The 13,660-nt window shown below is 62.5% G+C and carries 14 protein-coding genes; 6 read left to right on the forward strand and 8 right to left on the reverse strand.

Features of this window, described 5'->3' with window-relative positions; translation table 11 throughout:
* Positions 1 to 113 precede the first annotated feature (113 nt).
* Both ACFWEM_RS26315 and ACFWEM_RS26320 read left to right on the forward strand, forming a co-directional pair.
* A complete protein-coding gene (locus ACFWEM_RS26315; RefSeq protein ID WP_378538901.1) occupies positions 114 to 1,367 on the forward strand; it encodes a glycoside hydrolase family 1 protein in 1,254 nt (417 codons plus the stop codon).
* Positions 1,368 to 1,413: 46 nt separating this feature from the next.
* Positions 1,414 to 1,863: a hypothetical protein gene (locus ACFWEM_RS26320; RefSeq protein WP_378538696.1), complete on the forward strand. Its 450-nt coding sequence runs from the start codon at positions 1,414 to 1,416 to the stop codon at positions 1,861 to 1,863.
* On the opposite strand, the gene ACFWEM_RS26325 is transcribed toward ACFWEM_RS26320, so the two are convergent.
* Entirely contained in the window at positions 1,841 to 2,644 is an 804-nt protein-coding gene (locus ACFWEM_RS26325; RefSeq protein WP_378538698.1) for an AraC family transcriptional regulator, read from the reverse strand. The two genes, ACFWEM_RS26320 and ACFWEM_RS26325, sit on opposite strands and share 23 nt — an antisense overlap.
* Positions 2,645 to 2,737: 93 nt before the next feature.
* Here ACFWEM_RS26325 and ACFWEM_RS26330 point away from each other — a divergent pair, with 93 nt between their 5' ends.
* Positions 2,738 to 3,541: a sulfite exporter TauE/SafE family protein gene (locus tag ACFWEM_RS26330; RefSeq protein ID WP_378538700.1), complete on the forward strand. Its 804-nt coding sequence runs from the start codon at positions 2,738 to 2,740 to the stop codon at positions 3,539 to 3,541.
* Here the strand turns inward: ACFWEM_RS26330 and ACFWEM_RS26335 are convergent.
* Positions 3,538 to 4,143 (reverse strand): dihydrofolate reductase family protein, encoded by a 606-nt coding sequence (locus ACFWEM_RS26335; RefSeq protein WP_378538702.1) that lies wholly within the window; start codon positions 4,141 to 4,143, stop codon positions 3,538 to 3,540. The genes ACFWEM_RS26330 and ACFWEM_RS26335 overlap by 4 nt on opposite strands.
* Positions 4,137 to 4,793: a nitroreductase family protein gene (locus ACFWEM_RS26340; protein WP_003942413.1), complete on the reverse strand. Its 657-nt coding sequence runs from the start codon at positions 4,791 to 4,793 to the stop codon at positions 4,137 to 4,139. Before ACFWEM_RS26340 ends, ACFWEM_RS26335 begins: the two co-directional genes overlap by 7 nt.
* A 112-nt stretch (positions 4,794 to 4,905) precedes the next feature.
* Between ACFWEM_RS26340 and ACFWEM_RS26345 the strand changes: the two genes are divergently transcribed.
* A complete protein-coding gene (locus ACFWEM_RS26345) occupies positions 4,906 to 5,535 on the forward strand; it encodes a LysE family transporter (RefSeq protein WP_378449596.1) in 630 nt (209 codons plus the stop codon).
* Positions 5,536 to 5,556: 21 nt separating this feature from the next.
* Here the strand turns inward: ACFWEM_RS26345 and ACFWEM_RS26350 are convergent, their stop codons facing one another.
* The 5 genes from ACFWEM_RS26350 to ACFWEM_RS26370 form a co-directional block, all read right to left on the reverse strand.
* Positions 5,557 to 6,228 (reverse strand): DUF1345 domain-containing protein, encoded by a 672-nt coding sequence (locus tag ACFWEM_RS26350; RefSeq protein WP_378538706.1) that lies wholly within the window; start codon positions 6,226 to 6,228, stop codon positions 5,557 to 5,559.
* Positions 6,229 to 6,281: 53 nt separating this feature from the next.
* Positions 6,282 to 7,601, reverse strand: a complete 1,320-nt coding sequence (locus ACFWEM_RS26355) for a lipase family protein (protein ID WP_378538709.1) — start codon at positions 7,599 to 7,601, stop codon at positions 6,282 to 6,284.
* 20 nt (positions 7,602 to 7,621) lie between these two features.
* Complete coding sequence (locus tag ACFWEM_RS26360; protein WP_378538712.1) at positions 7,622 to 8,953, reverse strand: class I SAM-dependent methyltransferase; 1,332 nt, start codon at positions 8,951 to 8,953, stop codon at positions 7,622 to 7,624.
* A gap of 127 nt (positions 8,954 to 9,080) precedes the next feature.
* Entirely contained in the window at positions 9,081 to 10,643 is a 1,563-nt protein-coding gene (locus tag ACFWEM_RS26365; protein WP_378538714.1) for a pyridoxal phosphate-dependent decarboxylase family protein, read from the reverse strand.
* Positions 10,640 to 12,037 (reverse strand): MFS transporter, encoded by a 1,398-nt coding sequence (locus tag ACFWEM_RS26370; RefSeq protein WP_378538717.1) that lies wholly within the window; start codon positions 12,035 to 12,037, stop codon positions 10,640 to 10,642. Before ACFWEM_RS26370 ends, ACFWEM_RS26365 begins: the two co-directional genes overlap by 4 nt.
* 123 nt (positions 12,038 to 12,160) lie before the next feature.
* Between ACFWEM_RS26370 and ACFWEM_RS26375 the strand changes: the two genes are divergently transcribed.
* Complete coding sequence (locus ACFWEM_RS26375; RefSeq protein ID WP_378538719.1) at positions 12,161 to 12,814, forward strand: GNAT family N-acetyltransferase; 654 nt, start codon at positions 12,161 to 12,163, stop codon at positions 12,812 to 12,814.
* A gap of 41 nt (positions 12,815 to 12,855) precedes the next feature.
* A complete protein-coding gene (locus ACFWEM_RS26380) occupies positions 12,856 to 13,425 on the forward strand; it encodes a DUF5655 domain-containing protein (RefSeq protein ID WP_378538722.1) in 570 nt (189 codons plus the stop codon).
* The last annotated feature ends 235 nt before the right edge of the window (positions 13,426 to 13,660 follow it).

Genomic DNA, 13,660 nt, shown 5'->3' on the forward strand with positions numbered 1-13,660 from the left:
GAGTGACGCGGTCCAGTCGCGGGCGGATCGGACGAAACGCCTGCGACTGGACACTTGTATGACTTAGTCTCCCAGGCATGGGAGCCCTGTCACGGTCTATCGCGCCCGCGCTGATGGCACTGACGTGCCTGCTCGGGGCGCTCACCCTCCCCACTCCCGCCTCGGCTGAGGTCCCGGATGACTTCCTCTGGGGCGTTGCCACCTCCGGATTCCAGTCGGAAGGATCGTCGCCGGACAGCAACTGGTCTCGATATTCCGACTCCGGACGAACCCACGACAAGATCGGCGATTCGGTCGACTTCCGCCATCGCTACGCCGAGGACATCGACCGGGCGGCCGATCTGGGGTCGAAGGTTTTCCGCTTCGGCGTCGAGTGGGCTCGGGTTCAGCCCACCCCGGGAAACTGGAACGAGACCGAATTCGCGTACTACGACGACGTGGTGACGCACATCCGCGCGCGGGGCATGACTCCGATGATCACGCTCGACCACTGGGTGTATCCGGGATGGGTTGTCGATCAAGGCGGATGGACAAATCCGAAGACGGAAGCCGATTGGCTGGTCAACGCAGAGAAGGTAGTCGAGCGGTACTCCGGAATCGGGGCGCTCTGGATCACGATCAACGAGCCGACTGTGTATGTTCAGCGCGAATTGACCTACGGCGGAATCGCTCTCACCCAGGCACCGTCGATGTTCGACTCATTGGTTCGGGTTCACCGGGCGATCTACGACCGGATACACGTTCTCGATCCCGGCGCGCGTGTGAGCAGTAATTTCTCCTTCATTCCCGGCGTGTCCGAGGCGATAGATTCGGTGTTCACGGATCGAGTGCGCGACAAGCTCGACTTTCTCGGGATCGACTACTACTACGGTGTGGCCCTGAACAATCCGACTGCCGCGTACGCCGCACTCGACGAGTTCTACAACGTCACACCTCAACCCGAAGGCCTGTACGACGCGTTGATGCGTTACTCGGGCAAGTATCCCGAACTCCCCCTCTACATCGTCGAGAACGGCATGCCCACCGACAACGGAGCGCCGCGCGCCGACGGATACACACGCTCGAATCACCTACGCGATCACATCTATTGGATGGAACGCGCCCGAGAAGACGGTGCCGACGTGATCGGCTACAACTACTGGTCCATCACCGACAACTACGAATGGGGTTCGTACCGACCTCGATTCGGCCTCTACACCGTAGATGTTCTCGGCGATCCCACCGCGACCCGAATCCCGACCGACGGAGTCGACACCTACCGCCGGATCATTCGCGACAACGGCGTCGGCGCCGACTACGTGCCCGTCATGGCCCCGGCTTTCTGCTCGCTCGTCGACCCTCCACGCAGCTGCACGGCTACTCGATGACAGCCGTTTTCCGAATTTCCACCACTCCTCGTCGTTAGGATGCCCCATGCGAACACTGCAAAAGATCGCCGGAACTGCTGCTGCCACTGCTGCCCTGATCCTGGCTGCGGGAGGCGCTGCGACGGCAGCCCCGAACCCGGCCGATTCACCCCGCGAGGCGCAAGCACGCGCCTACATCGACGCCCTCGTCTCCCATGACGTCTCCGATGTTCATTTCGCCCCGGATGCGACCCGCGTCGAAGCCGGACTCAAGACGGGGTTCTCCGGACCACAGATGTCCGCCGACCTCGAAAACGGCACCCAATACCGCGTTATCCAGGGCGTCCGAGACCTCGAGATGTCGGAGGCCGGGGACATCGTCTCGACCACCTACCTGCTGGACGCGGGAATCGGCGGCACTCGCCTCATGACCGTGGAGATTCGTGAAACCTTCGAAGTCCGTGATGGTCTCATCCACGACGTCGTCGCCGACATCATCCCGGTGTCGGTGTCGTGACGCGCGCCCGATAGCTGCTGGGCGGTGCACCCGAGACTCGGGTGCACATCGCCGCGAAGGCAGCCGGCGTCGAGTATCCGAGTTCAGACGCAACGGACGTCACACTGACGCCGGCGGAGAGTTTCGGAAGCGCATGAAGAATGCAGGCACGCTGCATCCACGACGACGCGCTCATCCCCGTTTCCGAGATCAGCAAGCGGTGCAGCGTTCGTTCACTGATGTGGAGTCGCCCGGCCCACCGCGCGGGGGAGTCGTGAATCGACGGGCCTGCGAGATACCGCGTGCACAATGCCCGCAATCCCGGGTGCCGAGGCAGTGGGAGTTCCACAGGTAGGGGTGCAAGATCGCGAAGTTCGTGGAGGATCAGCTGAACTACTGCGGTCTCACGTCCGTGAGCAGAGAAGTCGTCCTCCACGTTCAATTCGACATCCATGTCGACTGCAGCGACAAGTAGCTCGCGTAGTAGCGGCGAGACCGCGACCACTCGGCACCTGACCGGAAACCAGGGAACTGCGGACGGTTCGATGTAGAGGCTTCGTGTGCTGACGCCGTCCATCGTCACCGCATGAACGACACCGGCGGGAATCATGACCGCATTGGACGGCAGAACCGTCCACTCACCGTCGTCGGTTTCGACGTTCATCGCACCGTTCACAGCGAAAAGGAACTGGGCTCGCCGATGATCGTGGGCAGCCAGCGCGTGGCCGCGCGGGTAGTCGGTTCCGATGGCGAGAACACTGCGAGGTGAGCGATCGACGTCGTTGATCGGAATGTTGCGCACCCGAGAGAACCTACCGAGTCGGTGTCCGATTGACAATGGAATCTGGCGAACCTTCGAATGTGAGCCAGCGGGGAAATCGCTACCGTTCATCACGTGCTTCACTACGCCCTCATCCTGCTCGCTTTCGGCGCTCTGACCGGAGTCACCACTGTTCTGTTCGGATTCGGTGGCGGGTTCGTCACCGTCCCAGTCGTTTACGCTGCGTCCGCACTTCGGCCGGAGGTCACCGATCCGGTGCACGTCGCCGTCGCGTCCTCAGCGGCCGTGATGGTGGTCAATTCACTCAGTGCCACAGTGGCATTCAGGAAATCAGGACGACTTCGGACGGAGTACATCCGACCTCTGATCGGACCCGTCGCAGTCGGAGCAGCGCTCGGAGCGGTTGCGGCGGGCCACGTCGACGACAGCATCGTCCGAATCCTGTTTGTCCTCTATCTCGTCGTGACGATCCTCGACAGCCTTCTGCGGCAAGGGTTTCTGACGCCTCCCGAACCTGACGACCGTCTCGGCCCCAACGGGGTCCGCACAGTCGGGATCGGAATCGGTGCCGTCGCAAGTTTCCTCGGCGTGGGCGGCAGCGTCATGACGGTGCCGATGATGCGACGCGGCGGAGTTCAAATGGCCGACGCCGCCGCGAGCGCCAACCCGTTGAGCCTGCCTGTCGCCGTCGTCGCGACTGCGGTGTACGCGGCGGCATCCGGACACATCTCTGCTTCGGATCTGTCGGCGGGCAGAGTCGGCGCCGTCGACCTTCCGGCCGTCTGCGCGCTTCTCGCCGGCTCTCTGCCTGCGATTGTGCTGAGCCGGCGACTAGTCGGTGCTATTCCGGACCGCGTCCATGCCGGCGCGTACATCGCTCTACTCTGCGTCGTCACGGCAGTGATGGCCGCGGCCTAGCGAACGGCGTACCGCAGGTAGATCACGCCGCCGTCGAAGGTTTTCTCCTCGAGCAGCTGCAGGTCAAGCCGCCTTTCCGGGAGAGCTCGCAATCCGCCGCCGATAATGACCGGACACAGAAACAGTCTCACTTCATCGACCAAACCCGCCGCGAAAGCACTAACCGCAACCGTCGGTCCACCGATCGAGATATCTTGTACCGCTTCACTCTTGAGCAAACGGATGGAGTCTTCATCGAAGCGCGGGACGATCCTGGTGCGCGCAGTCGACACCTCGTTCAGTGTCGTGGAGTACACGATCTTGTCGATTCCACGCCAGATCTGAGCGAACTCGACGGTCGCCGCCTCGATACCTGCAAACTCGTCCGGAACCGACGAACCTCCTGGCACTGACGAACGCCCGAGGTCCTCGGCTGCCATTGTTTCCCAGGGAATCATCGTCTCGTACATCCGGCGCCCGAGCAGGTACGTGCCGACTCCCCTCTCGAGCTCGTTGACAAACGAATGGACCTGCGCGTCGGGAACAGCCCAGTCGAAGTTCCCGTCCCTGTCCGCCACGTACCCGTCGATCGAGCAGATCGCCGAGTAGATCAGGCTCACCATCGGTCCACGTGCAGCACGTTGTCGACGGGTTCGCGCGCGGCAGGTTTGAACGTCTCGCCGGTGAAGTACGCCGTCGGGATCAGAGCCGCCTGATGGAATCCGGCCGGAATGCCCAGCAGCTCGGCAACTTCCGCCTCACGCTGCAGGTGCAACGTTGTCCAGGCCGTACCGAGTCCACGTGCCCGCGCTGCCAGCGCGTAACTCCACGCGGCCGGCAGTAGCGAACCCCACAGACCCGCCTGGTTCCCCTCCGGCAACGTCTTACCCGCCTTGATGCACGGAATGAGGAGAACCGGTACCTCGCCCATGTGCTCACCGAGCCACGCGACGCTCGTGCCTACTCGCTGTTGGATCGGCGCGCGATCGGGGTCGTCGGCGAAGAGCTTTGCCGCCGAACCGTGAGAAGCAAGGTACTCGTCGGTGACTTCCTTGTAGATCTGCCCAACTGCTGCTCGCAGCGCCGGATCTGTCACAACCATCCACTGCCACCCCTGGCGATTCGAACCGGAAGGCGCTTGCAGGGCGATCTGAAGACACTCCTTCACCAGATCCAAGGGCACCGGACGGGTCAGATCCAGACGCTTTCGAACCGTTCGCGTTGTGGTCAGTAATTCGTCGGGTGTCAGGTCGAGCACGGGATACGACGTCATCTCCCGATCATTGCACTGTCGCGAGCCGTGAGCAGGGCAGTCCGTCTACACTTTTCTGATCCCGTACGTGGCTGGTGTATCGGGAGCATTCACGAATCAAAGGACTTTCGACATGAGTTGGCACGTCTGGTTGGCGTTCTTCGGAGCAAGTTGGGTGATCAGCCTGTCACCAGGGGCCGGTGCCATTGCGTCGATGTCGTCGGGGCTTGCCTACGGTCTGCGGCGCGGATATTGGAACATTTTCGGGCTGCAGTTGGGTTTGTTGTTGCAGATCGGAATTGTCGCGGCCGGCGTCGGCGCCGTTCTCGCCAGTTCGACCGTGGCCTTTTCCTTGATCAAGTGGTTCGGTGTCGCATACCTCGTCTACCTGGGGATCAGGCAGTGGCGATCGGCGCCCACCGAGGTGGAGACCGACGAAGCCGCCGCGAGCAGTTCCGGTCCGATGATGATGCTTCGCGGATTTCTCGTGAACGCGAGCAACCCGAAAGCCGTCGTTTTCATGCTCGCAGTGCTCCCGCAGTTCCTCGATCCGTCGGCGCCGCTCCTGCCGCAGTATCTGATCATCGCTGCAACCATGTGCGCCGTCGACGTGATCGTGATGACCGGGTACACCGGGCTGGCCGCACGGGTGCTCACCTTGATGCGCTCCCCCAAACAGCAGCGAACCACCAATCGAGTGTTCGCCGGTCTGTTCTTCGGCGCTGCAGGCTTTCTCTCGAGCATCGGCCGTGCGGCGGCTTGATCGGTCACACGGCTTGATCGATCACAGGCCCGCAATCAAGTTGACGACGGACGCCACGATCACCGAACCGAACAGGTACGACAGCAATGCGTGCCCGAGCGCCATCGCACGCATGTCCGACGACTTCAAGTTGGTGTCGGAAATCGCGAAGCTCATCCCGACCGTGTACGCCACGTAGGCGAAATCGCTGTACCTCGGCGGTTCTTCCTGATTGAAATCGATTCCGCCGTCGGGGCCGGAGTAGTAAAGCCGTGCATATCCGAGGGCGAAGAGCGTGTGGACCGCCAACCACGAGATCACAACGCTGCCGACTGCAACCGATGCCGCCACGACTTGGTAGTGATGTCCGTCGGGTGCCGCCAAGAGCAGGAACGCAATACCGACCAAACTCGCGACGGCGGCGCCGAGAATCAGCAGGTGCGCGACATTGCGGGCCGGCTCTTCGCGCGTTGCGTGGCTTGCTGTGAGCGTCGCGTCGAAGGGCCAGACCAGAATCCACGTCCACACCGTGAACACCATCGCCGCCACATCCCAGCCGATCAGAAACGCGAACCGGGGATAGCCGACCAACGCCGTGACGACACCTGCGGCCACACCGAGCAGCAGACCCGTCGACACTCTCAGCGCCGGCCCGGCACCCAGGGCGCTCCGCGGAACCGGCTTGATCGGAAGGTCGTGCGGTCGATCGTTCACGGGCTCAGTCAACCACTGTTAGAAGTGAGACGGTGGTTAGGTGACACGGCGACTCAGGCGTTGCACGCGCCGACTATCGGCTTGCCGTTGAATCTGTCCAGCACGTACTGCAATCCGACGCCGAAATCCGCCACCGCCGGTGCGAGATGATTGTTGCCGCTCCCCGGATTCACCGCGGGCAGGGTGTCGGTGAACAACGTCGCCTCGGCCCCACGCGCACTCCAGTCCTGAACCAGGCGCCGGGTTTGCTCGTACGGGATGAAATCGTCGTTGAGCGCTCCGTTGACAAGGATCGGCGAGGCCGGGGTTCGACGCCCGATGCGTTGTTCCTCGATCACCTGCTGGATCTCCGGTACCGACTCCACCACGTCGGCAAGGGGTCGTCCGTCCGTGGTCCAAGACGCCGTCGACTGCTTCCCGTACTTGGTTCGGGAATCGATGAGGCATTGCCCAGCTACATCTGCGAGCACGGACCGGCCGTAGTCGTTCAGTCGAGATTCGATCGGTTCTCGGGCGGCTGGATAGCGGTCGAGGACGCCGTTGATCGTGTAGCCGATCGCGGCCATCAGACCGGTACCGTCGATATGACGCAGAACGCTTGCCAGGTCGGCCGGGGGCGCGCTCGCGTAGCTCCCGACCAGATTCACCTCAGGCGCGTATTCGGGCGCCAGTTCGGTTGCTGCGGCAGTGGCCCCGCCGCCCTGAGAATGCCCCCAGAGCGCTATCGGATCGTCCGCCCCTGCCTTCGCCAGGGTTCGGGCAGCGCGTGCACCGTCCAACATCGCGTGGGCTTCCTCGGCGCGATTGACGTAGGTGTGGACGCCTGGCGTTCCGAGTCCGATGTAGTCGGTGACAAACACGCGAACGCCCTGGGCGAGGAAAGCGAATGCGAAGGCGGACTCGTAGTTGACACCGACACTGTCCACCCCGGCACCGTAGTTCGACGGATTCCCGGGCTCCGCCAGGCGGAGCTGACCGGCAGTGGGGAACATCCTCGACGGTGCGCACTGATCACCTTGGCCTTGCGTGCCCGGACCGATCACGACTGTCGGGCGCGGCCCCGCCCCTGACCACGGGGCGGCCGGTTCCAGATACGAACCCGACACGGCCACCTTGGATCCGTGGGTGTCGGTACTCGCGTACAGGATCCGAGTCCCCACACCAGGCACTGCGCCGACGGCGCCGGCAAGCGGAAGGGGTTCCGTCCGGATCACCGATCCCGGATCACCGACGTCGTCTGGACTCGCGTCGTAGAAATCGCTCACCGGTTCGGCATTCGATATCGGCGTGAACAGCAGCGACGTGGGCAACAGTGCCGAGATCGCCACGGCCGAAATCTTCACTGCCGCGAGGACGACCTTTCGGGTGCTCATGGAAATCCAACGTATAGGCCTCAGTCGATGTGCGGACCGGTTTCGATCTGCGGGACTTCAATCGATCGGTACCAACTCTTACGCGAGCGGGCCATACCGCTGGCCCCCCGATCCCCTGGTTTCACGGCCAGAACCTGATGAATCGTAAGCCTGTGTGGCTCCTCGAAACCCAGCGCACTGGCAGCGAGGTACAGCAACCAGGTTCGCACCCGGGGAGCACCGACCTGTAGGACTGCCGCGTCCCAGTTCTCGCGAAGGTTCTGCACCCACGCGCGCAACGTCAGTGCGTAATGCTCACGCAACGCTTCGCTGTCACGTGTCTCGAAACCTGAAAGTTCCAGCGCATCAATGGTTTTACTCAGCGGAAGTATCTCGCCGTCCGGGAAGATGTAGCTGTCGATGAAACTGGGTCCGTCTTCGGCCTTGTCCGACAACGACTTCACCGCTGCGATGGCGTGATTGAGCAGACGCCCCTGCGGCACGAGAAGGTCGTAGAGTTTTGCCGTGTACACCGGCAAATTGACCAGGCCCACATGCTCGGACATCCCGATACTCGAAATCGCGTCGTACGGGCCGTCATCGACGTCGCGGTAGTCCTGCACCCGAATCTCGATGCGGTCGGTCAAACCTGCATCGGCAACTCGCCCTTTGGCGTACTCGACCTGCTCGTTACTCAGTGACACCCCGACGACATCGACCCCGTAGTTCTGGGCAGCGTGCAGTGCCATCGATCCCCAACCACAGCCGACGTCGAGCAGTCGCATTCCCGGCTTCAGATCGAGCTTGCGGCAAATCAGGTCCAGCTTCGCGAACTGAGCGGCTTCGAGGGATTCGACCCCCTCCGGCCAGTATCCGCACGAATAGACCATGCTCGACCCGAGAAACAGTTCGTAGAAGCGATTCCCGACGTCGTAGTGATGGGAGACAGTCGCAGAATCGCGCGATTTGCTGTGCCGTTTGCCTCGCTTACGACGCATCTCGATCGACGGGGGTGATGGCGGTAGACCCAGCGCCCCCAAGCCGGCAAAAGTACCGGCGGCGCGCACGATCGAGCGCAACGGCAACGCCGACAATCGATTCTCACCGAGCCGCGTGACGAGGTCCGGGACGTCGAGGAGCGCAAAGATATCGCCGTCGACGTCAAGATCCCCGGACACGTACGCCCTCGCCAACCCCAATTCGTTGGGAGAGTACAGGACTCGCCGCAATGCACGCCGATTCCGGAAATGCACCTGTGCAGCGGCGTCCGGCGGGCCCGCCTCGGAACCGTCCCAACAACGCACTCGAATCGGAAGCGGAACCCCGATCATGTCCTCGAAAACTGTCAGAATCTTGGTCGCGGCGCCAGTCACAAATCAACCCTCCGACAAAAGATGGTTAGCCGATGACAGAAAACTTACGCCCGATGCGCGAAACTTTCGCGCCATTTGTCCGAGTTTTAGGCAGTGTTCATCACGGTTTCGGTATTCGTCGCTGAGTTCAGGGCTCCACCAGTCCGGCGAGAAACTCCACCAACAACCGCTTGGTTACCTCGCGTGGCAGCGATTCCACTGCCGCCAGCACCGCCGCCATGTCCAGCGGAGAATCAGAAGAGCCCCGCGGATCCAGCCCCGCCGACGTCAAAGCTGCCGCAACGGCGTCACTGGGCAAAGCGAGTACATCGGCGACGGTGACATCGCCACGTTCGAATGCTCCGGCCAACTCTGCCAGGGCCGGCGGTGCCTGCGCTGCCGCCAGGCCGCGAACGTCGTCGGCACCGAGGACGAGCGCGCTGGTCAACTCACCGAGCACAGACTCCGTTACCGGGGTGACGGTGAGGTGGGTTGTTCGAGGCAACGTCGTCCCGTCGGATTGCGTCGACGCCGGCTGCCCTTGAAGGACGAAACCCCGGGCACCGACGGCGCTCACCCAGCGATGCGGATCCACTCGGCGTTCGAGCGGCACGGAATCGTCGGTAGCGACCGCGAACAGCGGTCCCACCGGCGAGCCCACGATGCGAAGCCCGTCGACGCTCTGGACCGTGTCGATGAGCGCACGAGTCGCCCACTGCGCCCGGGACACCAATTCGGCATACCCGGGTTGACCGAGGACTTGCGAAATCGCCCACGCCCCGGCCAGGGCAGCAACGGATTTGGAACCGAGAAGAGTGGGATTGACCACCGGATAGCCCGGCCAGTCCGTGAGTCCGAAATACTGCTTGCGATGCAGATCGCGCCCACGGTGCAGCAAAACGGAGACGCCTTTGGGTGAGTATCCGTACTTGTGGAAGTCGACCGACATGCTGGTGACACCGGCCACCCGGAAATCCCAGGGCGGCAGATCACCCCACCACGGCAACGCAAGTCCGCCGATGCAGGCGTCGACATGCAATGGAATAGACCGTGCACGAGCAACTTCCGCGACTTCGGCGATCGGATCGAGCGCCGCGAACGGGTAATTGGGCGCAGAGACGACGATCAATACCGTGTCGTCCCGCACCGCTGCCGCAATACCTTGTGCGTCGACGCGCCCCGACGTGGGATCCACCGGCACCAGGATCAGTTCCAGCCCGAGCAAGTGCGCCGCCTTGTGGAAAGCAGCATGCGCGGTGGTCGGAAGAACCAGCGAGCCCTCCCCCGGCGGGAGACCGCGGAAGTCGCGAGCAGCCTTGACGGCCAACACACAACTTTCCGTTCCGCCGCTGGTGACATTGCCGACTACCACCCCTCCTGCTTCTGCGTCTGTATCCGTCGCCGTGTCCGAAGTTCCATGGAGGAAATCGCGCGCGAACGCCACCAACTCACGCTCCATGACCGCAGTGGAGGGAAACACCGTCGGATCGAGACCGTTGACGGGCTGAACCAATCGAGCTGCGTCCGCTGCCAACTCGTCAAGGGCTGCGAGGCCGCTGTCGTACACGTACGACAGAACCCGGCCGCCGTGCGTCGGAGCATCCTGTTCACGGAGCGAACGCAACCGGCCCAAGATGTCAGCGGCTCGGCTCTCGAGGTTCGAGCTCTCGAGGATTTTGCCCTGAAGTGCCTCGGACTGAGTGGAACTCATCGTTCACCTGCGTTCTCGTGAGTGGATTCTTGTTCGGTGTGGTAATTCCGTAGTACGACCAGGCTTATCGCAACCAGAATTGCCGGCACGATCGAGAACCCCAAGGCGATACCGGTGAGCGCCGATTCAGGTTGTACGACGCTCTCCCCCGCTGTTTTCGAGACAAAGCCGGTAACTGCGAGAACACCCAAGAACACCGCGGGTCCGAGGGCCAGACCCGCGGTTTCCGAGGCGGTCCAGATACCACTGAGCGAGCCACCACGCTGGCGACCACCGATTCGCGCGTCGTCTTCGATGACGTCCGGGAGCATCGCCAGCGGGAACACCTGCATCCCGGCATAGGCAACACCGGCAAGGGCCACGGCGCCGTAAATCCACGGGCCGGCGTCGAGCGCAGCGAGCGTCAACAACGCCGTCGCCACGACAAACAGAACCGAAGCCACTACGTAACCGCGAAGCTTTCCGTACCGATGAGAGAACCGATACCACAGCGGCATCACGACGAGGGCCGGTCCGACGAGTGCGACGAACAGCCCGGTGAGTGCACCTTCGTTGCCCATCACATACGTCGCCAGGTATTGCGCACCTGCCAACATCACCGCGGTCGCAAGAGCTTGGAGCACGAACACGATGACCAGCAATCGGAACGCGCGTGTCTGTCGTATCGCGTCGAACCCGTCCCGATACTGCGAGAGCAACGAGCCGGTCGGGGCATCCGCGTGAGTCACCGTGTGGCGCGCTGCTCCGCGAACTGCCCAGATCATTGCCCCGCACATCAACGCCGACACCCCGATCGCCATGACGAGATAGCCGCGCGCCCCGCCCCCGGCGGCATCGCGGAGCTCGGGGCCGCCGGCACCGATGACCAGAATTGTCAGGGCCAACACAGCAATTCGAACCGATACCAAGCGGGTGCGCTCGTGATAGTCGCCGGTCAACTCGGTCGGCAACGCGATGTACGGAACCTGAAAGAGACTGTAGGCACTGGCCGCGAGCAGGAAGAAGGCGAGCACCCACAACGCCCCGACCCCAGGGCCGGCAGACACGGGAGCCGAGAACGTGAGAATGAAGAGCAAGGGCAAAGCCAGAGCACCTGCGAGCATGAGTGGCACTCGCGTACCAGTTCGGTGAGAGCCACGATCGCTGATCGACCCGATCAGCGGGTCGATCAGGACATCGGCGATTTTCGGAACGATGACCACGAGCGACGCGAGCGCCGCGGCAACCCCGAGGGTGTCGGTCAGGTAGTACGCCAGTACCAGACCTGGCAGAACACCGAATCCACCCGTACCGACACTTCCCGCTGCGTATCCGGCCACCACACCACGCGAAAGCCTGTCGGGCGATCTACCTTCACGAAGACGTACCGGTTTGTCTGTAGTCACCGTCCACACACTAATGTCACGGCTCCGTACCGCGAGGGCAAAAGAATCTCGATGACCAGAAGTCGCCTACTCGGACAGTCCGGGCATGCCAGACTGTGACCCGATTCGCACACGAACGAAAGTCTGAGCACGATGGTTGATCCACTGAGCGAGATCTGGCCTCCGTACGGAGTAACGATCACGTGTGGGCCCGTCACCTTGACCGCTGTGCGCGACGACCATTTCCCCGAACTCGACGCGCTGGTTCGAGCAGGCATTCACCCTGCCGAACAGATGCCTTTTCTTGTCCCCTGGACAGTGGGCACGCCTGACGAGGTGTCGCGAAGGTTCATCCAGTATCACTGGTCGGTCCGCGGAGCGATGACCATGACCGACTGGAAATTCGAAACAGCCATCGTTGTCGACGGAGAAATCGTCGGCTGTCAGGCGTTTGCCGCGACGGACTTCCCCAACAGTCGTACCGGTGAAACCGGCTCGTGGATCGGGCGTGAGTTCCAAGGCCGGGGTATCGGCACTCTCGCCCGACACGCAATCTGCGCATTCGCATTCGACTCTTTGGGCGCACGCAGCGTCGTGTCGTCGGCGTTCACCGACAACCCCGCCTCGATCACGGTGTCGACCAGAGTCGGGTACCGCGCAGACGGCACGATAGAGGAGTTGGCTGCCGACGGCCGAATGACCGTGCGTCGTCTCTTCACCCTCAGCCGCGAAGATTTTGTCGCACCGCCGTATCCCGTCGAAGTGACCGGCGTGCGCGCGTTCACGACGATGCTCGGCATCGACTGAGCGAGCTACCCGTGCACAGTGACAACCGGTAGAACAGACACATGGAACCCTCCGACATGATGGCCGCAGCCACCTCGTCCATGCGCGACCGTACCGGGCGCACCCTCGAAGAATGGGTTGCGGCTGTGCGGACGTCGGGGGTCGACCCGCTCGATCAGAACGAAGTCCGCAAGTGGCTGAAAGCAGAGCACGGTGTACCGCAGAACTCGCAGTGGGCAATTGCATTCGAGACTGCCAAACAGTCCGGATGGGTGGAGCCGACCGTCGAGCAATACATCGACCAGCAGTACAGCGGCCCGAAGGCGGCACTGCGACCCATCTTCGATGCAGCCCGACGTCTGATCGAAGAGCTCGGAACCGATGTTCGAGTCAAAGGTCGCGGAACATACACGCCCTTTGTTCGCGCTCGCCAATTTGCTGCCATCGCAGCGGCCACCAAGGCCCGAGTCGACCTCGGACTACGTTTTGTCGAGGCCCCCGAATCCGAACTTCTTGTGCCGGCCAAGGCTCCCGGGCAGTCGACCCACAAGATCGGGCTCACCAGCACCGCAGACGTGAACGTCGAAGTCGGATCGCTGACAGCGATCGCGTATCAACAGAACGGCCGGTAGGTCACCCACTCACCGCCACGCAAACGCTCACCTGCAGGCTGCACGAAAGTCCCTGTTCTCCTCGTCGGAGAACAGGGACTTCTTCACCGCGGGGGAAGGTCGCTGCGATGTGTCAGCTCAGGCCGAAGATCGCGCCGATGATGGTCCGAGCAGCCTCGAAAAGCGCGTCGACGGACGGGACACCGATTTCAGAGCTGATGGAAAAAAGGGAACCCAACATACGATCCTCCGGAGA

This window comes from Rhodococcus sp. NPDC060176 (genome assembly GCF_042728675.1).
GTDB lineage: Bacteria > Actinomycetota > Actinomycetes > Mycobacteriales > Mycobacteriaceae > Rhodococcus_F.

What these genes read in the sequence shown, in the direction of transcription:
- ACFWEM_RS26315 (WP_378538901.1), top strand. Translation starts at nt 114, where the DNA reads ATGGCACTGACGTGCCTGCTCGGGGCGCTCACCCTCCCCACTCCCGCC.
- ACFWEM_RS26320 (WP_378538696.1), top strand. Translation starts at nt 1,414, where the DNA reads ATGCGAACACTGCAAAAGATCGCCGGAACTGCTGCTGCCACTGCTGCC.
- ACFWEM_RS26335 (WP_378538702.1), bottom strand. Translation starts at nt 4,143, where the DNA reads ATGGTGAGCCTGATCTACTCGGCGATCTGCTCGATCGACGGGTACGTG.
- ACFWEM_RS26340 (WP_003942413.1), bottom strand. Translation starts at nt 4,793, where the DNA reads ATGACGTCGTATCCCGTGCTCGACCTGACACCCGACGAATTACTGACC.
- ACFWEM_RS26345 (WP_378449596.1), top strand. Translation starts at nt 4,906, where the DNA reads ATGAGTTGGCACGTCTGGTTGGCGTTCTTCGGAGCAAGTTGGGTGATC.
- ACFWEM_RS26355 (WP_378538709.1), bottom strand. Translation starts at nt 7,601, where the DNA reads ATGAGCACCCGAAAGGTCGTCCTCGCGGCAGTGAAGATTTCGGCCGTG.
- ACFWEM_RS26365 (WP_378538714.1), bottom strand. Translation starts at nt 10,643, where the DNA reads ATGAGTTCCACTCAGTCCGAGGCACTTCAGGGCAAAATCCTCGAGAGC.
- ACFWEM_RS26375 (WP_378538719.1), top strand. Translation starts at nt 12,161, where the DNA reads ATGGTTGATCCACTGAGCGAGATCTGGCCTCCGTACGGAGTAACGATC.
- ACFWEM_RS26380 (WP_378538722.1), top strand. Translation starts at nt 12,856, where the DNA reads ATGGAACCCTCCGACATGATGGCCGCAGCCACCTCGTCCATGCGCGAC.